Genomic DNA, 22,262 nt, shown 5'->3' with positions numbered 1-22,262 from the left:
CGATCATGCAAGCCCCGCCATTTCAGCAATATCGCCGGCATATGAAAATCGGTCTACTGCGGCTGATCGATGCCTCAATCATCATTGCTGCGACGGTCGTGACCTTTTACTTCTTTAACCCGCTGAACCTCACGGCCAACTTTGAACTGATGGATGCTATCGAAATCGCCCTGATTCAATGGGTCGCCTTGACGCTGGTCGCCCACTGGATGCGTTTTTATCAAATCATTTGGCGGTATGCCAGCCTCCGAGATTTGGGTGTGCTGCTCGTCGTCGTTGTTGCGAGCAGCTTCGTCCTTCTCGGACTTGAGTACGCGTTGTTCGATTTTGCCGTCGAACGCGCCGTTTTCCTCCAAACCGGACTGGTTCTGAACGGAATCTTGTTCGTCCGTCTGCTGATCCGTGGACGGAGTCTCGAACTGAAACGTGAAAATCGGTCGCTCGGGAAACGGACGTTGATCATCGGTGCCGGTGCATCGGGGCAGATGATCACGAAAGAGCTGAAACAGAAAAAAGCCCACATCCTTAATGTCGTTGGATTACTCGACGATTTTACGGAGCTGAAAGGGATGATGATTCACGGTGTCCCGGTTATCGGAACGATTGACCAGCTCGAATGCATCATTGAAGAACATAAAATTGAAGCCGTCGTCCTGGCGATTCCGTCACTTGCCTATCCGGACCGGGTTGCCTTACTGAACCGGATCAAACAGACGAAAGTCGAAGCCCATACATTACCGATGCTTGTCGAACTGGCTTCCGGCAAGGTCTCCGTCAATCAGATGCGCGAAGTATCGATCGCTGACCTGCTCGGTCGGGAACCGGTGGAACTCGATATCACGGAGATTGCAAAAAGTGTCAGTCAAGCAACGGTCCTTGTAACCGGTGCCGGCGGATCCATCGGTTCAGAGATTTGCCGGCAACTGATTAAATTCAAACCGGCCCATCTGATTTTACTCGGTCATGGAGAAAACAGCATTTATCTGATTCGGCGTGAACTGGAAGCCGTAACGGAAGGAATCACGCTCCACTCCGTTATCGCCGATGTCCAGGATGCGGACCGGATGATGGATGTCATGGCACGTTTTAAACCGGATCTCGTCTACCATGCGGCGGCGCATAAACATGTCCCGTTAATGGAAGATAATCCGAGTGAAGCGGTCAAAAATAACATTTACGGGACACGGAACGTCGCGCTTGCCGCGGAAGCGGCCGGAGTCAAGCGATTCGTCATGATTTCGACCGATAAGGCGGTTAATCCGAGCAGTGTGATGGGAGCGACGAAACGAATCGCGGAGATGGCCATCCAGCAGATTGCCCGCAACAGTGAGACGACATTCGCTGTCGTCCGGTTCGGCAACGTGTTAGGGAGCAGGGGTTCCGTCATTCCGCTCTTTAAGGACCAGATTGCGAAAGGCGGTCCGATTACGGTGACGGACCCGAAAATGACCCGGTATTTCATGACGATTCCAGAAGCGAGCCGGCTCGTCATTCAAGCAAGCGTCCTCGCAGAAGGTGGAGAAGTCTTTGTCCTCGACATGGGCGAACCCGTCAACATCACGACGCTCGCCCGGAACCTGATTCATTTAAGCGGCTTTACCGAACAACAGATTCCAATCGTCTACAGCGGCATCCGAAAAGGTGAAAAGTTATACGAAGAGTTGCTCGCGACGGAAGAAGTACATGAAGAACGGGTCTTTGACAAGATTCTCGTCGGGAAGACACGACCGTTCGGATCCATTGATCCTTATTTACGGAACATCGCCTTGACGCTGGATGATGAACAGGCGTTACGGACGTATCTACTTGAAGCGACGAACCGGACCGACATGATGCCGGAGACGATTCCACCGGCGATTCGGATCGCCCGGGAATGAGGGGGAGACGAGATGAAATCTGTTCGGCAACTGTCACGATTTAATCTGATTTTCATTGCAGATACGGCCTATTCCCTCCATCAGTGGATGATTTTGACACTGCTGATTAAATGGAGCACACCACTCAACATCGGTTACTTCAATTACGCGCTCGCTTTAACCGCTCCGATTGTCATGTTTTGCTGGTTAAATGCCAGCACGATCCTGACGGCAGAACGGTCAGGCTTAAAAAACTTCAATTTGTTCATCAAGACCCGCTTTTCCTTATTATCTGTCGGAGTATTGGTCCTTCTCGGTGTCTATTATTTCTTTGGGGAAGCCGATATCCTCTGGCTGACGTTACTCGTTTACCTGAACAAGTATATGGAATCATTCGCTGATCTCGCCTACGGATTTCTCCAAGGACATATGGCGTTCAAGGAAGTCGCCTTATCCAAGATTTTCCGCAGTCTCGTCAACGTCTCAGGTGCGGCCTTGATTCTTTTTACGACCCATTCGATCCACGGCTTCGTCTTAGCACTCGTCGCCGGAAACCTGATCATGTTGATTCTTTACGATTTACCGACCGTCCGGCGTGTCGGTCACGGATTTGAAAACCAGCAGATGAGTGAACGGTATCAAACGGGACGGCAATTGTTCTTTAAAGCAGTCCCGCTCGGATTCGTCGCCTTATTGATCGCTCTCAATGCCAACATTCCCCGCCTGTTCGTCGGACATGCGATCGGAACGGAAGAACTCGGTTATTATGCGAGCATCGCGTATCTCCTGGTTCTTGGCAGCTTGTTCATTCATTCCCTCGTCGCCGTTTTGCTGCCGAACTTCTCCTCCGACAGCGGGGAGCGGCAAAGCTTACCGGAATTGCGGAAGCTGACCCGGTCGATGCTGCTCATGACGAATGCCGTCGGTATCCTGTTGATCATCGGGTCGATTTTCTTCGGCAAGTGGGGCTTGACGATTTTCTACAACGCCTCGTTTGTCCAGTACCATACGATTTTCGTCCTGATGATGGTCGCCTCGCTCTTCTTTTATAATTCGACCGTCATCCAAGCGTTGTTGACCGGATTTCAACAATTCCGGATTCAGACGATTGCCATCTTCGGCAGTGTCATCGTCAATATCGTCGCCTGCAGCATCCTGATTCCGATGTACGGTTTATACGGAGCGACGACAGCTTACGGATTATGTGCCGTCACCCAGATCGGGCTATTGATTCCGGCCCTTTATCGTTCGCTTTATCCACGAAAACTGACACTGGCAATTGAACAAAGCAGCTAAAGGAGGGAAAAGCATGCGGCCGATTCTGATTGTCGTCGTTCTCGAAGCATTGCTCAGCCAATTGGTCCGACCGCTCTTTTTGACTTCTGAAGGTTACGTCGCAACCGTTCTTGCCATCAACTCGGTCTTGCTGATGTTTTATCTTCTCCGGCAAGCCGAGACGACACCGTTGTTCCTGATTTTCGTGACGGCGTTCCTGATCCGGCTGACATTGATGCTGGTTGATTTGGAACTGTTTCGGCTCCCGCCGCACAGCGGTGACGATACGGAAGCGTTTCATCTCGAAGGACTGCTGATTTATACCGACCCGACGATGTTCAACGAAGTCGTCCGGGGGAGTTACTCCAAATTTTTAGGAATCTTTTATCTTGCGTTTGGTCCGGAGCGGATGCTCGCCCAGTACTTCAATGTCATTCTCGGCGTCGTCTCGATCGTCATCCTGTCGAAAACGTTGCTGCTTTTGAAACTGCCGATGCATTACGTCCTGATCGCAACCGGTGTGTTTGCCTTCTTTGCCCAGGGCCTGTTGTTATCACCGATTCTCTTACGCGACCAGCTCGTCGCACTCGGAATCGTCTATACGCTCTACTACATGGTGCGCTGGACGCTTGATAAATCGGTGGCGAGTCTGACTTTCGCCTATCTCGGTTATTTGATCAGTACGATGTTTCATTCGGGTCTCGCAATCGGGATTCTGGTCCTCCTCGTCTACTTCTCCTTTTATAATCACGAGACGCAACGGATGGATTTTGAAGCTTCGAAAGTACAGCGGTTGCTGGTCCAAGTTGTCATCGTCGGGTTCATCGTCTATAGCTTCCAGGACGTGCTGTTCGCGAAATTCACTCACGTCTCTGAAAACGGACAGCTGTTCAGCGGGATGAGTTATGACCGCGGCGGATCGGCCTATCTGAACGGATTGATGGTGACCGGACCGTCCGACATGGTCCTGTACGCACCACTGCGGATGATTTACTTCCTGTTCTCGCCGTTTCCATGGCAATGGTCGAGTGTGATGAACATCGCGATTTTCTTCGCCGATGCGGCTTTTTATCTCCTGTTATGCGGTCTGACACTGATACATCTGAAATATTTGAAACAACACCCGCTCGGCAGTGTGCTTCTGTTCATGCTGATTCTGTTCATGGTTAACGCCGTCATTTTCGGTCTCGGGACAGGGAACGTCGGAACAGCAATCCGTCACCGGTATAAACTGTTTCCGATGCTGCTGATTGCTTATACATCGATTCATTACATCCGCTATCAAGTGCTCCACCACTTCGAGGAGGTTGAGAAACGTGCAGAATAAGACGATTTTAATTACCGGGATTGCAGGATTCATTGGATTTCATGCGGCACATCGCTTTATGGCGGAAGGGTACCGGGTGATCGGACTGGATGAAGTCAATGATTATTATGATCCGTCACTGAAAGAAGCCCGCCTGATGGAACTGGATCCGAATCGGTATACGTTTTACCGGGTGTCACTCGAAGATGCGGCGACAATCAGTCGGATTTTCGAGACGGAACAGATTGACCTGGTGCTCCATTTAGCGGCTCAAGCCGGCGTCCGGTACAGCATCGATCGTCCCGACGTCTACATCACATCGAACATCGTCGGTTTCCTGTCCATCCTCGAAGCCTGCCGGCACTATCCGGTTGAACAATTGATTTATGCCTCTTCAAGTTCCGTCTACGGATCGAATACGAAGATGCCGTTCGCAACGACGGATGCCGTCGATCATCCGCTCAGTCTCTATGCGGCTTCTAAAAAAGCGAATGAGCTGATGGCGCATACGTACAGCAGTCTTTACGGCATCAAGACGACCGGGCTTCGGTTCTTCAGCGTCTACGGACCATGGGGACGGCCGGATATGGCCTTGTTCAAGTTCACGGAAGCGATTGCGAAAGGACAACCGATTGATCTTTACAACTACGGGGAGATGGGACGGGATTTCACCTACGTTGACGACATCATCGAAAGCATCTACCGGTTGATGCAGACGGAACCGGTTGCCGATTCGGCGTTTGATCAGGAAAATCCGTTGCCTGACCGCAGCAATGTTCCGTACCGTGTCTTTAATATCGGCAGTCACAGCCCGATCCGGCTGAACGAATTCGTCGCCTTGATTGAAGAGCGACTTGGTAAAAAAGCCATCAAACACGAAATGCCGCTTCAGGCAGGAGATGTTCCCGAAAGTTTTGCTGATGTTGAATCGTTATTCGAGACGATTGGTTACCGGCCGCAAACGACGATTGAAGCAGGTGTCCATGCATTCATCGACTGGTACGAACAGCATTACCGGCTGAAGGAGGAAGTCCAGGATGGCGCTTAAAGAAGAGATTTACTATAACTCTCCGATATTTATTCAGAATATTTTGACATCCATGTACGGAAAAAAGCTGATGCAGGAACGCTACGGTCCGGGATATGAGAAAAAAATTCAAGAACTACGGGTTAAAGACCGGACAGTCGATTACCGGATCGAACAGCTGGAACGGCTGAATACGTTTCTCCTGTTCATCCAGGAACATACACCTTATTACCGGAAACTGTTTCGGGAGCACGATATCCGTCTTCCGTTCACGTCAATCGACCAGTTACAGACGATTCCGATCCTTGAGAAAGAAACATTACGGCAACAAAACGAATCCTTCATGTCGGAAGTGGACGCGCCGGTTCGCGGCCGGACCGGCGGGACGAGCGGGAAATCCCTCCAAGTCGCCTTCATGCGGGAAGACGTTCAGGAACGGATGGCGCATCTCGATTACTTCAAGGAATTGCACGGCTTTCATTCCGGGATGCGACGCGCGAGCTTCACCGGGCGGACGTTAACCGCGATCGATCAGAAAAAACCGATCTTTTGGCGGAAGAACCGACCACTCAATCAGTTGTTATTATCAATCTTTCATATGAAAGAAGAAAATTTTCCGGCTTATATCGAAGAGTTGAACCGGTTTCGGCCGGCGGCACTCGACGGCACACCAACCGCGATGCTGGAGATTGCCTTATATCTGCTGAAACATGAGTTACGGCTCGACTTTCCGCTGATCGCGATTTTCCCAACATCGGAAACAGTGACGCCGGAGATGCGCCGGTTAATCGAAGAGGCGTTTCAAGCGCCGGTTTTTGACCAATACGGTTCATCGGAAGGGGCACCGATCATCTCGGAATGCCGGGAACACAAACTCCATCTCCATCACGAAACCGGCATCATCGAACCGTATGGGGACAGGGGAGAAGTCGTCGTCACATGTTTTACGACCCGCGGGACACCGCTCGTCCGGTACCGGATCGGCGACCGGATGACACTCGGACAAGAGGCTTGCACCTGCGGACTGAACGGTCCGATCATCGAGTCGATTGACGGGCGGGGAACGAGTTATATCGTCAGCGAGAAACGCGGCAAGGTTTTTGAAGGCGACATCACGACGATCGCCCGGGAACTGCCGAACTCGGTCTTACGCCTCCAGGTGGAACAACATGCGCTGAATCATGTGACGCTCCGTTACATTCCCGACGAGCAGCGGTTCGTGCCGAAACATGAAAAAATCCTGTTGCGGGAGATGCAGAAACTCCTCGGATCGTCGATGCAGGTCACCCTCGAGCCGGTCCGGCAGATGAAGCAGGAACCGAATGGAAAAACACTGATTGTCAAACAGTCGATGAAATAGGAGGAATCCATCATGAACAAGGCAGTCAAACACATCGTAGATACGACAGCAGCCGAAACACGATCACTCCCCATCGCCAACCGTTCGATTGCCGTCGTCGGTCTCGGATATGTCGGTCTTCCCGTCGCCGTCGCCTTTGGCGAAAAAACGGAAGTCGTCGGCTTTGACATCAAAGAACAGCGGGTCGCCGAACTGAAAGAGGGCATCGACGCAACGCTTGAACTCAGTCCGTTCGTCCTCAAAAATGCCGACGTCGAATACGTGACGGACGCAACAGCACTTGGTGTGAGTGATTTCATCATCATCGCCGTCCCGACACCGATCAACGCCCAAAATCAACCGGATTTGACACCGCTTCTGCGCGCTTCACACCTCGTCGGACGCCAACTCAACAAAGGCGATATCGTCGTCTACGAGTCGACGGTCTATCCGGGAGCGACGGAGGAAGATTGTATTCCGGTCCTTGAAGAAGCATCCGGTCTGCGGGCCGGGATCGACTTCTTCGTCGGTTACTCGCCGGAGCGGATCAATCCCGGTGATCATGAGCATACATTCAAGACGATCAAAAAAATCGTCTCAGCCCAAAATCAAGAAACACTCGATATCGTTGCTGAAGTCTACGAAGCGGTCGTCGAAGCCGGCGTCCACCGGGCGTCCTCGATCAAAGTCGCCGAGGCGGCAAAAATCATCGAGAACACGCAACGCGACTTGAACATCGCGCTAATGAACGAACTGGCGATCATCTTCGACCGGATGAACATCGATACGCTTGAGGTTCTCGAAGCCGCCGGAACGAAGTGGAACTTCTTACCGTTCCGTCCGGGACTCGTCGGTGGTCATTGCATCGGGGTTGATCCGTTCTACTTGACGATGAAGGCCGAGTCGCTCGGTTACCATCCGGAAGTCATCCTGGCCGGACGCCGGATCAACGATACGATGGGACGTTTCATCGCCACCTCGCTCGTAAAAAATCTGATCAAACAAAACATGCCGGTTCTCGGTGCGCGGGTGACGGTCCTCGGTCTATCGTTCAAGGAAAACGTCAGCGATATCCGGAACTCGAAAGTCGCGAACCTCGTCAAGGAAATCGAAGAATTCGGTATCGAAGTCCAGGTGACGGACCGCCTTGTCGAAAAAGGAGATGCCAAACGCGAATACGGAATCGATTTAGTTGATATGGCAGACTTGAAACCCGCCGACGTCGTCATCTTCGCCGTCTCGCACGAAGAATATGTCGAAGGCAACTGGCTGCTGGCGCAACATCTGCTCAAAGTCGGTCGCGGAATCGTCATCGATATCAAAGGGATGCTGGAACCGGCGGAAAAACCGGAAGGGGTGCATTTATGGCGACTTTAAAAATTCTTCAGGTCTGCGCCCTCGATACGACGGCCGAGACGATGTTACAACCGTTGCTGTTAGCCTTGCAAAATGCCGGACATGAAGTCGGCATTGCCTGTGCCGACACCGGGGCAGCATCGAAACTCGCGGCGCAAGGATTTACGATGCACGACATTCCAATCGAACGGAAAATCGACTGGACGAGTAACTGGAAGACGATTCGTTCAATCGTCCAGATTTTAAAGACCGAACAATATGACGCCGTGCATGTGCACACGCCGGTCGCGGCAGCCCTTGGCCGGGTCGCGGCGAAGCGGGCCGGCACGAAACATATCGTCTATACGGCACACGGTTTTTATTTTCACGAAAAGATGGGACGTGTCACCTACCAGCTGACGTATTCCGTCGAGAAATGGCTGGCACGGTTCGCGACCGATTATCTGTTGCTCCAAAGTCAGGAAGACTACGAACTGGCGAACCGGAAACGGTTCAAAAATACGACCCGCCTGATGCACCTCGGGAACGGGATTGATTTAACCCGGTTTTATCCACGTCCCCGCCAAACGACCGGACCGTTCACGTTTTTATTCATCGGGCGGATCGTCGAAGAAAAAGGAATTCTCGAACTGTTGAACGCTTTCGAACAGGTTGTCGCGGTCCAATCGGACGTCCGGTTGATGATTGCCGGTGAGATGATGGAAAGCGAACGCGATCAGACGACGAAACATACGTTCAGGAAACGGATCCGGGAAATCCCGAACATCGATTATCTCGGTTTCGTCGAAGATGTACCGGAACTGTTGCATCAAGTCGATGCGTTCGTGTTACCGTCGCACCGCGAAGGTGTTCCCCGCTCAATCATCGAAGCGATGGCGACGGCGAAACCGGTCATTGCGACAAACATCCGCGGCTGTCGGGAAGAAGTAGTCGACGGCAAAACCGGTTATCTGGTCGAGGTACAGGATGAAACACAACTGGCCCGGCGGATGCTGAATCTGGTCGAACAGCCGGACGTCGCGTCTGAAATGGGACGGGCCGGATTCGAACGGGCGATGAAACACTTTAACGAAGCAGATGTCATCAAGCGGCAACTCAATCTCTTTTCGAACTTATGAGAAGGAGGACGTTATCATGAAACGGACATTCGATTTCACTGTCAGTCTACTCGCTATCCTCGTCCTGTTGCCGGTCTATGCCTTCGTCGCCGTATTCGTCTATACGAAGCTCGGACGACCGATTTTCTTTAATCAAGTCCGTCCGGGGTACAAAGGAGAACTGTTCAAGATTTATAAGTTCCGGACGATGTCGAACGAAACCGATGCGGACGGCAAGCTGTTACCGGATGCCGACCGGATTCCAAAATCGGTCGAATGGATCCGGCGCCTGAGTCTCGACGAGATCCCCCAGTTCTTTAACATCCTGCGGGGACAGATGAGTTTCGTCGGACCCCGTCCGCTGCTCGTCAGCTATTTGAACCATTACTCAAAAGAACAGATGACACGGCATGACGTCCTGCCGGGCTTGACCGGATGGGCGCAAATCCACGGGCGAAACGCGACGACCTGGCAGGAACGGTTGGAACAGGATCAATGGTATGCAACACACCATACGTTCCGACTCGATTTATATATTCTTTGGAAGACCGTCAAGATTGTCATTTCTTCAGAAGGGAATTCGACCGACCACCAGACGGGGATGGGTGAGTTCAAGGGACTCGATGGGGGTGTCCATCATGATGTCGCTAAGCAATGAACGTCTGATTCACGATCCCTTGGAATGGGATGCCCTTGTCGCCCGATATGGACTTGATTGTTATTATGAATACGCTTACTTTGAACTGGCGCAAGAACCGGAAGCGGTACCCGAGATGTACATTCATCCTTCCGAGTCCGGTGTGCTGATTTATCCGTACTTGAAACGTAAAATAACCGGCACACCGTTTCAAGACTTAACGACTCCATACGGATACGGCGGACCGGTCTTCGTCGGACGCTGGTCGAGCGATCAAGTCGAGGATATCCGCCGCCACTTTCTCGATTATTGTCACGCGGAACGGATTGTCAGCGAAACGATTCGTTTTCATCCGCTCCTTGAAAATCAGGAACTTGGACAGGTTTGGTGTGAGACGACGACAGTTCTGCAACAGACGGTGACGGTCGATCTGACCGATTCGTTTGAGACGATTGAAAGTCGGTTCTCTTCGATGACACGGCGGAACATCAAAAAAGCCATTCGGGAAGACGTGACGGTCCGGGTCGCGGGACAGGACGAATATGACCGTTTCATCCGGCTTTACCGGCTGACGATGGACAAACACCAGGCCGATGCCCGTTATTACTTCACCGACCATTACTTTCACCAGTTTCAGGATGGGCGACTGCCGGCCGAATTATTGGTCGCTGAGCGAGAAGGAAAGATCATTGCCGGTTGTATCGTTCTCTACGGTCAACAGTTTGCACATTATCATCTCGGTGCATCCGATCCGGCGGAACTGGCAGCCCGTCCGAATCATCTTCTGTTCGCTGAAATGATCCGCCGTGCCAAGGCACTCGGAAAAACGGCCCTTCATCTTGGAGGAGGAACGACGCGGAACGAGAACGACAGCCTGCTCGCCTATAAACGTTCCTTCAGCCATCGCCAGACATCGTATACGCTCGGGACATCAGTGCTCCATCCTTTACTGTACCGGCAATTATCCGAACAGCATCTCACACACCACATCCCGTCGTCGCAAGACTGGTTTCCGGCATACCGGACACCTGTCCGCCAACTGTCACCAAGGGAGGAGCAGTCATTATGAAACACATCCCGTTATCAATCCCGCATCTCAGTGGTCAGGAAATACGTTATGTTACGGAAGCTTTGGAAACGAACTGGGTCGCGCCGCTCGGACCAAATGTCGAAGCATTCGAGGCGGCAATGAAAACGTACAGCGGTGCAGCAGCGACACTCGCAACAAGCAGCGGGACCGCAGCCATCCATTTAGCCTTGGCGACGCTCGACGTCACGGAAGGGGATGATGTCTTTTGCCAGTCGTTAACCTTTGTCGCCTCGACGAATCCGATCCGCTATGTCGGCGCAAGACCGGTTCTGATCGATTCCGAACCGGAAACGTGGAACATGTCACCGGCGGCACTGCGCCGGGCGATGATTCAAGCCGCGACCCGGGGACGCCTGCCGAAAGCCGTCATCGTCGTCCATCTGTACGGGGTCGTTGCGAAGATCGAGGAGATCGCCGCCATCTGTGAGGAGTATGATGTGCCGTTGATCGAGGACGCGGCAGAATCTCTCGGATCAACGGTCAACGGCCGGATGACGGGCACGTTCGGAACGTTCGGCATCTATTCGTTTAACGGTAATAAAATCATCACGACGTCGGGTGGCGGCATGCTGGTCTCAAATGACACCAGATTGATTGAGCGGGCCTTTTATCTCGCGACTCAAGCCCGTCAGCCCGTCTTACATTATGAACACACGGAAGTCGGCTTTAACTACCGGATGAGTAACGTCTCTGCCGGCATCGGACGCGGACAGCTGGAAGTGATCGAAGAGCGCGTCGAGGCACGGCGGACGATTTTTAATCGATACGTCCGGGCGTTCGAGACGGTCGATACCTCGCATTATCAACAGGAGATTGAAGGAAGCCGTGCAAACCGCTGGCTGACGGCACTGACGTTACCGGGCGGCATGGAACAACGGGATATGTTGATTCGGCAGTTGCAGCAAAAAAATATCGAGGCGCGTCCGGCCTGGAAACCGATGCATCTGCAACCCGTCTACCGGGATGTTCCGTATATCACGGCGAATGAGGAGGATGTCAGCCGCCGTCTGTTCGAGGAAGGAATCTGTTTACCGTCCGCTTCGCAAATGAGTTTTACGGATCAGGCACTCGTCATTCGTTTTGTTCGCCAGGGACTCGTTGAAGATGTTCGACGAAATGTTCAGTTATGAATGTGTGGGAGGGAGACATCGTGATGAGCGATTTGGAGGAAGCGATTGAAGCACTCCGTCTCGCTGCGAACGGGAAAAATGAACTGACGGCAAATACCTACTTTCGTTGGCAACTGAATACCCAGTATCCAAGCGTCGCGGAAATCCTGATTTTATTCGGATCATGGCAAATCGCTCTCGAACGGGCCGGCATCGGCCATGTCCGGGTAGCCTTTACCAAGTCGGATATCGTCGAGGCCTTACGAGCCGCGAAGGAAGAACTGGAACCCTTCACGAGTGCGACGTATCGTGAATGGGCTCAGCAACATCAGGCGCCGAGCTTGACCGATATCGTCCATCAATTCAACTCGTGGCAGCAGGCATTATCGGAAGCAGAAATTTTAAAAGAACGGGTGCAGGAGATGGAGCGCCGGATCATCGAATCGTTACTCGAAGCACAAGAGACGTTATCCGTCCTAACGAGCCAGACGTATACGAAATGGGCAGCCGGAAAAAACCGGCCGACGGTGGCAACGATTGCGAGACGGTACGGATCGTGGAGTAATGCTCTGGAAATCATCGGGATTGAACAACCACGCAAACGCTGGACGGAAGAGGAAGTGTTACGCATTTTACGGGAGGCATCGGTTGAAATGGATGGTTTGACGATTGCACACTATCAACGCTTCAGTGAGGGACGGGAGGCGCCGAGCATCGGTGTCATCACGGCCTTGTTCGGCAGTTGGAGCAATGCGGTGATGATCGTCTCCGACCAGCAATCGTAAATCGACTTGATCCGAAGGAAAAGGGGATATCATGATGAAAAAATGGACGTGGCTGATCATAACAGTGGTTGGTATCGGGTTACTCGTTTTTTTCGGATCAGGTGGGTACATCCAGCAGGCAGATCATCCGACGAGCAAGCAGGCGGAGGTGGCCGATTCGACACATGTCGAGGCGACGACTCAATCTCAACCGGCAAAAGCCTCGAAGAGCAAACCGGCAAATCAACAAAAGGCGTTGTCGTTTTTATTGCTTGGTGTGGATCAAAGGGGAGACGAAGCAGGACGGAGCGATACGATCATCGTCGTCACGGTTAATCCGGCAACCGGCGAAAGCAAGATGCTCAGCATCCCCCGCGACTTGAAGACGGAAATCATCGGTGTCGGTTCGAACGATAAAATCAATCATGCCTATGCTTTCGGAGGTCCGGAAATGGCACGGGATACGGTCGAGCATCTACTCGATCTGCGAATCGACTACTTCGCCGAAATCAATCTCAAGGGGTTCACCGATTTAGTCGATGCCGTTGATGGAGTGACCGTTGAAAATGATATTAATTTTTCCTATTATGAGATGCAGTTCCCGAAAGGTCCAGTGTCACTGAACGGAAAGGAAGCTCTTGCGTATGCCCGGATGCGTCACGATGATCCGCGGGGGGACTTTGGACGGCAAATCCGGCAACGGCAGGTCGTTCAGGCCGCCGCAGATAAACTGACGGCTGATTTTTCCTTGACGCGTTTTAACGATGTGTTGACGGCACTCGGTAAAAATGTCAAAACGGATATCCCGTTCCCGGTCGTCCGGAAGCTTGCGACCGATTACCGGGACAGTTTGAAACAAGTCGAGACGTTGTCGCTTGAAGGAAGCGGCGGCATTGAGTCGGATCAGATCTATTACTGGCATCCGACAGCCGCTTCGCTGAAGCAGGTCCGGACCGAGTTGCAAAAGGAACTGAAATGATGGTTATAGTCCTCGAAAAAGGGCGGCAGATTAAAATCCGCCGCCCTTTTTCATATTCATGCCCGACGTTGAAGCCAGGATGGATGGTTGTTTTTAGTTTTTCGAACGGACAATCGTCCGGACAGGAAGGAACTTAACGGCCGCATAGATGAAATACAAGACCGTCATGATAGCGGCTGCACTCCAGATGAGCTGGTAGCTGGCACCGTTCGTCCCGAACCGCAGTCCGACGAGAGCCGGAACGATTAGCGTCAGCCAGCTGAGGACAATCGCAACCCGTGCCGTCAGAGCATCGATGCTGATGTTTAATCCCATCCCGAGGAAAAATAATCCCCACAGGATGACCCAAAATAACCACGTCGCACCACCCATGAAATCGCCGGTACTAAAGCTGACCCCTGCATAAAACAGCGCGGAGATGGCGACAAACAGCGAGAACCAGCCGACGCCGCTCCCATCAAGACCAAATAAAAAGGTGATGCCGACATAGAGGTACGTAAACGCAAATAAATAGATGCTCGCATAGCCGAACGTCAATGCCGGATCTCCGGCTGCCCCGATGACGAGCCAGGTCGCGATGAACGTCTGCAGTAATCCGGTCAACAGACTGAACAGGCCTGCACTCTTCAAATCGACTTTACCGAACAGCGACAGACTATTTAAAAAGAGGGCGACGCCTCCGAATAACAAACTTACATTTCCCACGTGAATTCCTCCATTAAGACGTCAGACGTCTGATTGTTATCTCCACCATATGATGAATTCTCTTCCATTGCAAGTGAAATTTTTAAGAGAAAATCAACAAAAAAGACTCGCGATTCCACTTTCCGAAGAAAGCGGATCCGAGAGTCTGTTCTTAACGATTAAGGACGGAACGTAACGTCGTTTCTGTTTGAGGAAGGGTCCCTTTTAACGTGACGAGACCGTAACGTGTTGAACCTTTTTTAATGAAGAAGACCCGTGTATAAGCAGATTCCGGAGTGTAACCGGTCTTGCTTGCATAGACACGCGTATCACCTGGAAGTGACGTGTTCGTGTGATACCACGTCAACGTCCGGGCATACGGTCCTTTAACGGTCGTCTGGAACGACTTACGTCCGCTGACCGTCATCAGATAACTGTACTTGGCATAGGTATTGGCAAGCTTCTGCATATCCGCCGCCGTCGTATAGTGGCTTGGATGATAGAAGCCGTGTGGATTCATGAAATGACTGGCCGACATGCCGATTGCTTTCGCTCGGCTGTTCATCATGGAAACGAAGTTCGACTCCGAACCGCCCGTACGGACCGCGATGGCTTTCGCGGCATCGTTGCCTGACCGGATCAGCATCCCGTTTAACAGTTGACGCATCGTGACTTTGTCACCCGATCGGAAACCAGCGGAGCTGCTGCCGGCAGGAACAGACAACATCGAATACGTCAGTGTAAATGTCTGATCGAGTGTCCCCTTTTTTGCAGCCGCGTCATAAGCGACAAGGGCCGTCAATAATTTTGTCGTACTCGCAGGGTAACGGCGGGCAAAGCTTTCTTTCGTCAGTTCATAACCGGATGATCCAAGCTTGAAATAACGCATCGAAGCAACCGGATAACTGCCGCTCGCTGGAGCAGGAGAGCTCGTCGTCAGCTTTCTGGCGACTTGGTTCGAAACATAATAGTAGTTCGTTTTCCCTTTGACCTTATACCAGCCATTCGAATAGGAAACGGCATTGAACTTTGACTTGTATGTAGCATGCCGCTTGATATTTTTAGAGGAAGCTGTACTTGGTGACGTGCGGACGTTTGCGCCGGCCGTCGAGTAAATGATGATTTTATATGTCTTGACGGAACTTGTTGTCACCTTTTTAGCGACTTGATTCGACAGATACCGATAGGCACTTCCATCTTTGATTTTGTACCAACCGTTCGAATAGGAGACCGCTGTGAATTTAGCTTTATACGGAGCACGACGGGTAATGGTTGCAGATGAGCTTGTACTCGGCTTCGACCGGATGTTCGCTCCAATCGTCGACGTGACGATGACCTGGTAGCTTGCTGCTTGGGCAGGAACGGCCGGGAGACATAACGTAATAAGTAGGACGAGCGTCAAACCAATCCTGAATAATGATTTCATAAAAAAACTCATTCCCTCCTTTTGCAAAATATGTTCTTATCATAAAACAAAAAAAGGAAATTATCTTCTTTTTTAAAAAAATACTTTAGTTACACGAAGTGTATGAAAACCGCTAACATAGGGTATGAGAGCAAAAGACGTGTCCAAGGAGGAATTTAGATGAAGATTGCAATAATTGGTTTAGGCGATATCGCTCAAAAGGCATATTTACCGGTCTATGCGGAGCGGACGGACTTAGAGGTCTATCTTGTTTCAACGGATCAGGAAAAAGCAGAACGGTTACGGAACGCTTACCGGTTTGCCGGAACATTGTCTTCACTCGAAGACGTGATCAAAGAGGGGATTCAAGTCGCGATGATTCACTCAGCAACGAAAGCCCACGCGGAACAAGCGAAACAGCTGCTGACGGCAGGTGTCCATCTCTACATTGATAAACCGGTCTCGCTCGAAGTCGCGGAAGTCCGGGCCTTAACAGAACAGGCGGAAGAACAAGGACTGCATTTCATCACCGGCTTCAATCGCCGGTTTGCATCAGCACATCGAACTTTACTTGAAGTCGAAGAACCGAATCTGGTCGTCATGCAAAAAAACCGGACATCCTTCATCGAAGATGCGAAGACCTTCATTTTTGATGACTTCGTCCATGTCGCGGATACACTTCGATTCCTGACGGGACGAGGTGAAATCGAACAGTTGCAAGTCCGCGGTAAAAAAGTCGATGGGTTGTTGCATCACGTGACGATTCAATTCGAATCGAACGGTATCACGGCGATCGGCATCATGAACCGGAACAACGGCGTGACGGAAGAACGCGTCGAAGTAATGGGACCAAATGAAAAACGGATTGCGACAGATGTGACGTCGGTGGAACGGCTGACGAAAGCCGGTACGTTGCGTCTTCCGCTCGATAACTGGGAGCCGACGCTTCACCGTCGCGGATTCGTTGAGATGGTAGATGCGTTCATCGAAACCGTCCACGGACATCCGTCAGCATCTGTCACGGGGAAAGATAGCCTGGCGACGCACGAGCTGTGTGCGGAAATCGTCAGTCGACTGGATGCATTGTAATTCTTTTTTTATGTAAGTAAAAACGAACGCTGCCTCTTGAATCATCAAGAGACGGCGTTCGTTTTTTTCGTTTACTGATCAGCTTTTTTTAATTGATAGATTCGTTTCCCGCCCGTACCTTCGAAGGTGACGGTAAGACCTGCCCGGCTGAAGACATAACTGACGAGCCCTTCGGATTGGGCGAGGCGGGCCGATAAATCCGGTTCGAAGCGGACTGTCTCTGTATCACTCCGGGTTGCATCAGTCGTTCCGAACTGTTGATACTGGATCGTTGCCAGCAACGTGTGTGGTTTACCGAATGATACTTTCACTTGACCTGTGGCAGGGAAGGATTGTTCTTGCAGCCCGTCATCGAGAATACTGCGCTCGATTTGATAAGTACCCGCTGCTTGTTTTAAGCGCTCGATCATCGCTTCGGCACTGAGTTGAATCGACTTTGCCTGCAAGCGAACCGAATTATCTTGTGTTAACGGCAACTGTTCAATCTTTCGGGCAGTAGTGACGGCGTCATGAAAATGGTAACTCGCAAATTGCGTTTCCAAGCGAACCATCAACTGAGCTGCTTCATCCATCGGGTCCTGACGGGTCGATTGATCGACGGCTTTCGTATATTGTCCCATGTCCAGTTCGTCCTGGATACGTGACGGCTCCTGGGAACACCCCATCAGCAGACTGCATAAAAGAAGTATGGCGAACACTCTCATGCGGGCACCTCCGTCCGGACGATGTGCGTGATCTGCAGGTGATCCGTATGTAACCGAACACTGTAACGGACAACGTACGTGACGAGCTGATGACCGGCAGGAAGTTGATACGTTTCAATCGTCCTTACCTGATAGGAATCTCCTTTTGAGACGAACCCCTTAAAGTCAACTGTCTGGAGGCGCGGTGGAATCGGACTGTCGGAAGCGGCATGGATCGTCCGTAACGCCCCGACTTCTGACTGAAAGGCATCCAAGGTCGCGAACTGGATGGCGGAGAACGTTTCCAGTGTATCCGTCGCTTTTGAATAATTGGCCGTTTCCGGAACCGTTTGTGTATATTGACGGACGAACTTCAAGATATCGTAAGAGGCCGGAGGGTTTTCCGACGAATAGGTTTGATTGTAGGCGGATGTCTCATCGGACCAATCCGACAAAGGTAAGGCTTGAACGGGCGCCGCCAGCGTCGTGCGGGCTGAGTCGGTTTGCGTCAAGGCATACCATGTCCCGATCGATCCAACCGCTAACGCGAAAACGATAATGAAAGATAAGATGTGACGGCTGGATTTGACCGGCGTGACCGGTAATTCCTCATCGAAGCGTTGTTTTTTGAGGACAGGATGTTTGCAGTAGGAACATGCTGTCGCTTCTGTTTCCAATGGTGTTCCGCAAAGTGAACAACGTTCCATGAACCATCCCTCCTAAGTAAAATGACATAATATTTTTTGTGTCGAATAATATTTTTGAAATTCTAATTTAGAATAACATTAATTGGAAATCAAATCAAAAAGCAATTGGCTGAAGGCGGTAGTTGTTCGGCTGAACAGAAAAAAGGATTCTTTCCACGGGTGTGGAAAGAATCCTTTCTCATATGAAACTTTCATGTTCTTAGACGGAATAACTGCCGTCCGATTGCTCGGTTAACTCGAGTGTGTCTTTCGCAAAATAGCTGTCGACGACACGTGAAGCCGCCGAACCATCTTCCATCGCACAATACGCTTCCCGGAAGGAATCGAGTCGCGACTGGTAGTCGTTCGTCAATTGCGGGATATTCGCCAAGGCCTCAATAAAGGCATCTTCGGTCTCAAGAATCGGTCCCGGTAAGTCTTTGTAGTAATCAAGATAGAAACCGCGTAACGTATCGCGGTATAAATCAAGATCGTAAGCATAAAAGAACATCGGCCGGTTCATATTCGCGAAATCAAAGAAGACGGACGAATAGTCGGTAATCAATAAATCCGTGATCAAATAGAGTTCCTGAATATCCGGATAACTCGTGACATCGATGAAACGTTCCCGGTGTTCGGCAGGAATCCGCGGTTTCTTCGTCACAAGGACATGGGTCCGGATTAAGAAGACGTACTCGTCTCCGAGCGCTTCAGCGACGCGGTTGAAATCGAACGGATAGTCAAAGAAGAACTTTCCGTTTCCGAGCGACTGATGATCGCGGAAAGTCGGAGCATATAAAATGACTTTCTTATCATCTGACAATTGGAGTTTCGTCCGGATGCTTTCGATTGTCTTCGGCTGATTGTTCGAGAAGAACAAGTCATTGCGCGGATAACCGGATTCAAAAATCGGTCCATCATACCGGAAGGCACTTTTGAAAATCGTCGAGGCATAAGCACTCGGAGACAACAAGACGCTCCACTGCTTGATCGAGTTCGTGACCCGGTCGATGTATCCCTCGTCCCGTCCGTGAATCTCGTCCAAATCGAACAACATCTTCTTGAGCGGTGTGCCGTGCCACGTCTGAATATAGGTCGTCTCTTTCCGGCGTGTGAAGTAATGCGGGAAGTTCTGGTTGTTGACCCAGAACTTCGCCGTTGCCAGGTAATAGAAGTAAGCAGGTGACAGACGTTTGATGACTTTGGCATTCGGATCCCCGAGATACAGACGCTTATGGTAGACCCAGACGACTTTATAATCGAGATCACGTCGTTTTAATTCTTCATAGATATAACGCGGGCTGTCGGAATACTGTTTACCGAGTCCACTTTCAAACACGACAAGTTTCGGGTCGACCGGCAACCGTTGCATTAAACGATAGGCCAGTTTCATTGAAGGGAAGTAGAACCGGCTTCGGCGATACAGACGGAAGAGAATATTGGCGGCTTCCGCCGTCTGGATTTGTTCGATCCAATTCCGTTCCTTCTTAAAATCGACGATTGTTTGAAGAATTTTCTCCGAATACGAAGACTCGACGGGTTGCAAGAAGGCTGCAGCACGTGCCTGATATTCCGGCGCCATCGCGAACGAACGGGCAGCCGTCGCGTCGAGATCATCAAACAACTCATCGAGTGTCGATGAGATCGGTCCCGGTAATTCCTGTTCCAGATCCAGATAAGAACCCTTTGGTCCGATGAACCGGACCGGGTCAAATTGGAAATAGTGAACCGGACGATTCAAGAAACTAAAGTCGAACGCGACACTCGAATAATCGGTCACAAGGAGCAGACTTTCCTTCATTAATCCTTGTACGTCCCGTTCACCCTGATGGATGACCGTGATCGGCAAGTCTTCGAAGTGACTCGTATATTGTTGCATGTTCGGATGCAGGCAAAAGACGATTTCGAGCTGATGTTCGTCCGCGAATCGGTGTAATCGTTCACTTGTCAGCAACGTCTGATATTGTTGATAATACTCGGATTCAAAGAATTGAAGCGGTGTCTGTAACCAAGAACGCCATGTCGGGATGATCAACATTTGTCGTTTGACTTCGACATCTTTTGCAAGCAAAGCATCGAAGCGGGACAGACCGGTAATCCGGACTTCCCGTTCCGGATACCCCATGTCCTGAGTCACAAGACGTTTTTCCCGTTCTGAACTGACAAGGAATAAATCCGTATCGAACGCCGGTGCGAATTTGCCGTACTGGTCGTCCATGTTTTTCGTCCCAAGGACACCGTGCTGGATAAAGACACGATCAGCTTTCATCTTCCGTTTGAAGGCTTCCGACCGGAGCGGATAAAGATATTCAGCATGATGCGTCCCGATGACTTTTTTCGACATCAGTGAATGATAAATATGTTCCTTTGACTTGAACGGTAACGCATGTCCTAGCTGTTCGACTTGCGAATATTCATTGGACTCAGGATCAATCACGTAATAGACAGGACGATCGGGATACGTCTCGCGCATGTATTTAAAGAAATGATAACCGTTGTCTTGTGCTTTGTAAGGACGTTCGCCGACGAGCCATGTATTCTTTTCGGCAAACAGTCGATAGAGCGGAGCAAACTTCATCATATGATTCAAATAGGCATAGTTGTCATTCGTAAATTCCGTCATTTCGAACGACAGATTCCGGTGTCCGACCGTAAAGTACGGGATGATATGCATCGTCGTCGCATCTCCTTGCCCCCGTGTTTCGGGGGTCAATTGACGGGTGATATAACGTGCCCGTCCAAGGCGAAGCAACGTTGGGGCAGAACGGTGGTAATAGTCCAGAGCAACGAAAGCATCATAAATGCCTTCTTGTAAAAGTTGATGCTCCTGATGCAGACGTGTCCAATTGATGACTGTCCGGTACGTATACCGGTAGAGACCAAATTTTTCGGCACTCCGGGCGTTATCGTATACCCAATCAATCGGGACCGGGATTTGCTCACCCGTCTCGCGGTGCACGAGTTGTAACGTTCCTTTTCGGATGAAAGCATGCCGGGTAAAGATTTTCCCTTTGATTTCCGTTTGATCGGCGACTGGAGAATCAATCGCATCAATCTGCATCTTCGGTTTGACCTTTGGTTCCTTATTTAATAACAGGCGAAGATTCCCTTTTAAATCCGTATACAGGTGGGCAACATGTTGGAAGTCCGCATCAAGCAGTGGTTTTAATGGCGCGGCGATCCGGGTCTCCAAGAACCGGCCGAGAATGATTTCACGTGTGAAGAGATCATCAATAATCGTGGCGTGACTCGGTAAGCCGTTTGTTTCCCATTTCTCGAGCGTCGCAGGTTGGAAATCAGTGACGCTTTTCGAGAATTTGAGCCAGAGCGAGAAACGTCCGGAAGGGAGTTCTGTCTCCTCTTCAGTCGTGTCGCCAGAAGCATCTGTCTCTAAGCTTTCTAACGTGTCTTCAGCCTCTTTCAAAAGCAACGGCTGTTCCTGCTCGGTCAGTTCCTGATTTTCGAGGACACGATTGACGAGGGCAGGAAGTATGTCATGCGTCAACGAAAAGGAAAACTGATGTCCTCCTGAGCTGTGCGTGTTAGGTAAGGCGATTACTTCGTTTAAAAGACGATCGCGAACAAGTAAGGCTTCGACCGTCACTGTAGTATCAGAAAGTTTTCCTGAAAGGGTCTGTTCTTGGAATGTGGAATCCAGTTGCAGGAATTGTTTGAAATTCGATCGTTTTGGACTGTTTTTTTTCGGTGCTGGCAAAATCGTTTTTCCGAATCGTGCCATCCGTAATAATGTCTTGGAAAGACTCACGGGGTAGAACCTCCTCATAAAAAATCGTCTGTTTTCGACGGCGAAAACAAACAGAACGTGTCGTGTGCATGACAATTATCATATCATATTTTACTTTTTTTAGATGGTCAAAAT

18 protein-coding genes are annotated in these 22,262 nt (G+C 50.7%); 13 read left to right on the top strand and 5 right to left on the bottom strand.

Annotated features, from left to right (window positions below; all coding sequences use genetic code 11):
* The first annotated feature begins 5 nt into the window (after positions 1-5).
* Genes HNY42_RS14625 through HNY42_RS14570 form a run of 12 tightly spaced genes read left to right on the top strand, consistent with a single transcriptional unit; the run spans position 6 to position 13,835 of the window.
* Positions 6-1,877, top strand: coding sequence for a polysaccharide biosynthesis protein (locus tag HNY42_RS14625; RefSeq protein ID WP_188004735.1), 1,872 nt, complete (start codon positions 6-8; stop codon positions 1,875-1,877).
* 12 nt (positions 1,878-1,889) lie between these two features.
* Positions 1,890-3,152: an oligosaccharide flippase family protein gene (locus HNY42_RS14620; protein ID WP_188004734.1), complete on the top strand. Its 1,263-nt coding sequence runs from the start codon at positions 1,890-1,892 to the stop codon at positions 3,150-3,152.
* 13 nt (positions 3,153-3,165) lie between these two features.
* Complete coding sequence (locus tag HNY42_RS14615) at positions 3,166-4,458, top strand: hypothetical protein (protein ID WP_188004733.1); 1,293 nt, start codon at positions 3,166-3,168, stop codon at positions 4,456-4,458.
* Positions 4,448-5,485, top strand: a complete 1,038-nt coding sequence (locus tag HNY42_RS14610; RefSeq protein ID WP_188004732.1) for an NAD-dependent epimerase — start codon at positions 4,448-4,450, stop codon at positions 5,483-5,485. Before HNY42_RS14615 ends, HNY42_RS14610 begins: the two co-directional genes overlap by 11 nt.
* Entirely contained in the window at positions 5,475-6,824 is a 1,350-nt protein-coding gene (locus tag HNY42_RS14605; protein ID WP_188004731.1) for a phenylacetate--CoA ligase family protein, read from the top strand. The genes HNY42_RS14610 and HNY42_RS14605 overlap by 11 nt, the downstream gene beginning before the upstream one ends.
* A gap of 12 nt (positions 6,825-6,836) precedes the next feature.
* Entirely contained in the window at positions 6,837-8,180 is a 1,344-nt protein-coding gene (locus HNY42_RS14600) for a nucleotide sugar dehydrogenase (RefSeq protein WP_131972222.1), read from the top strand.
* Complete coding sequence (locus HNY42_RS14595) at positions 8,168-9,277, top strand: glycosyltransferase family 4 protein (protein ID WP_188004730.1); 1,110 nt, start codon at positions 8,168-8,170, stop codon at positions 9,275-9,277. Before HNY42_RS14600 ends, HNY42_RS14595 begins: the two co-directional genes overlap by 13 nt.
* Positions 9,278-9,293: 16 nt before the next feature.
* Entirely contained in the window at positions 9,294-9,914 is a 621-nt protein-coding gene (locus HNY42_RS14590) for a sugar transferase (protein ID WP_188004729.1), read from the top strand.
* Complete coding sequence (locus HNY42_RS14585) at positions 9,895-10,962, top strand: lipid II:glycine glycyltransferase FemX (protein WP_188004728.1); 1,068 nt, start codon at positions 9,895-9,897, stop codon at positions 10,960-10,962. Before HNY42_RS14590 ends, HNY42_RS14585 begins: the two co-directional genes overlap by 20 nt.
* Entirely contained in the window at positions 10,959-12,113 is a 1,155-nt protein-coding gene (locus HNY42_RS14580) for an aminotransferase class I/II-fold pyridoxal phosphate-dependent enzyme (RefSeq protein ID WP_304999544.1), read from the top strand. Before HNY42_RS14585 ends, HNY42_RS14580 begins: the two co-directional genes overlap by 4 nt.
* A 23-nt stretch (positions 12,114-12,136) precedes the next feature.
* Positions 12,137-12,877: a hypothetical protein gene (locus HNY42_RS14575; RefSeq protein ID WP_131502318.1), complete on the top strand. Its 741-nt coding sequence runs from the start codon at positions 12,137-12,139 to the stop codon at positions 12,875-12,877.
* A 34-nt stretch (positions 12,878-12,911) separates the two neighbouring features.
* Positions 12,912-13,835 (top strand): LCP family glycopolymer transferase, encoded by a 924-nt coding sequence (locus HNY42_RS14570; protein WP_188004727.1) that lies wholly within the window; start codon positions 12,912-12,914, stop codon positions 13,833-13,835.
* Positions 13,836-13,928: 93 nt separating this feature from the next.
* On the opposite strand, the gene HNY42_RS14565 is transcribed toward HNY42_RS14570, so the two are convergent.
* A complete protein-coding gene (locus HNY42_RS14565) occupies positions 13,929-14,540 on the bottom strand; it encodes an AmiS/UreI family transporter (protein WP_131502316.1) in 612 nt (203 codons plus the stop codon).
* A gap of 151 nt (positions 14,541-14,691) precedes the next feature.
* Entirely contained in the window at positions 14,692-15,945 is a 1,254-nt protein-coding gene (locus HNY42_RS14560; RefSeq protein WP_255508371.1) for an SH3 domain-containing protein, read from the bottom strand.
* Between the two features lie 159 nt (positions 15,946-16,104).
* Here HNY42_RS14560 and HNY42_RS14555 point away from each other — a divergent pair, with 159 nt between their 5' ends.
* Positions 16,105-17,013: a Gfo/Idh/MocA family protein gene (locus tag HNY42_RS14555; RefSeq protein WP_188004725.1), complete on the top strand. Its 909-nt coding sequence runs from the start codon at positions 16,105-16,107 to the stop codon at positions 17,011-17,013.
* A 71-nt stretch (positions 17,014-17,084) separates the two neighbouring features.
* On the opposite strand, the gene HNY42_RS14550 is transcribed toward HNY42_RS14555, so the two are convergent.
* The 3 genes from HNY42_RS14550 to HNY42_RS14540 all read right to left on the bottom strand — a co-directional run bounded on the left by HNY42_RS14550 (position 17,085) and on the right by HNY42_RS14540 (position 22,148).
* The gene (locus HNY42_RS14550) at positions 17,085-17,633 is read right to left on the bottom strand and encodes a hypothetical protein (RefSeq protein ID WP_188004724.1); all 549 of its coding nucleotides are present in this window, start codon (positions 17,631-17,633) and stop codon (positions 17,085-17,087) included.
* Positions 17,634-17,713: 80 nt separating this feature from the next.
* Positions 17,714-18,403, bottom strand: coding sequence for a zinc ribbon domain-containing protein (locus HNY42_RS14545; protein WP_131502312.1), 690 nt, complete (start codon positions 18,401-18,403; stop codon positions 17,714-17,716).
* Positions 18,404-18,602: 199 nt separating this feature from the next.
* Positions 18,603-22,148 carry a CDP-glycerol glycerophosphotransferase family protein gene (locus HNY42_RS14540; protein WP_188004723.1) on the bottom strand — a complete coding sequence of 1,182 codons (3,546 nt, stop codon included), beginning with the start codon at positions 22,146-22,148 and terminating at the stop codon, positions 18,603-18,605.
* Between the last annotated feature and the right edge of the window lie 114 nt (positions 22,149-22,262).

Source organism: Exiguobacterium sp. Helios (assembly GCF_014524545.1).
Lineage (GTDB): Bacteria > Bacillota > Bacilli > Exiguobacteriales > Exiguobacteriaceae > Exiguobacterium_A.
This window is presented reverse-complemented; position numbering and strand designations above follow the sequence as displayed.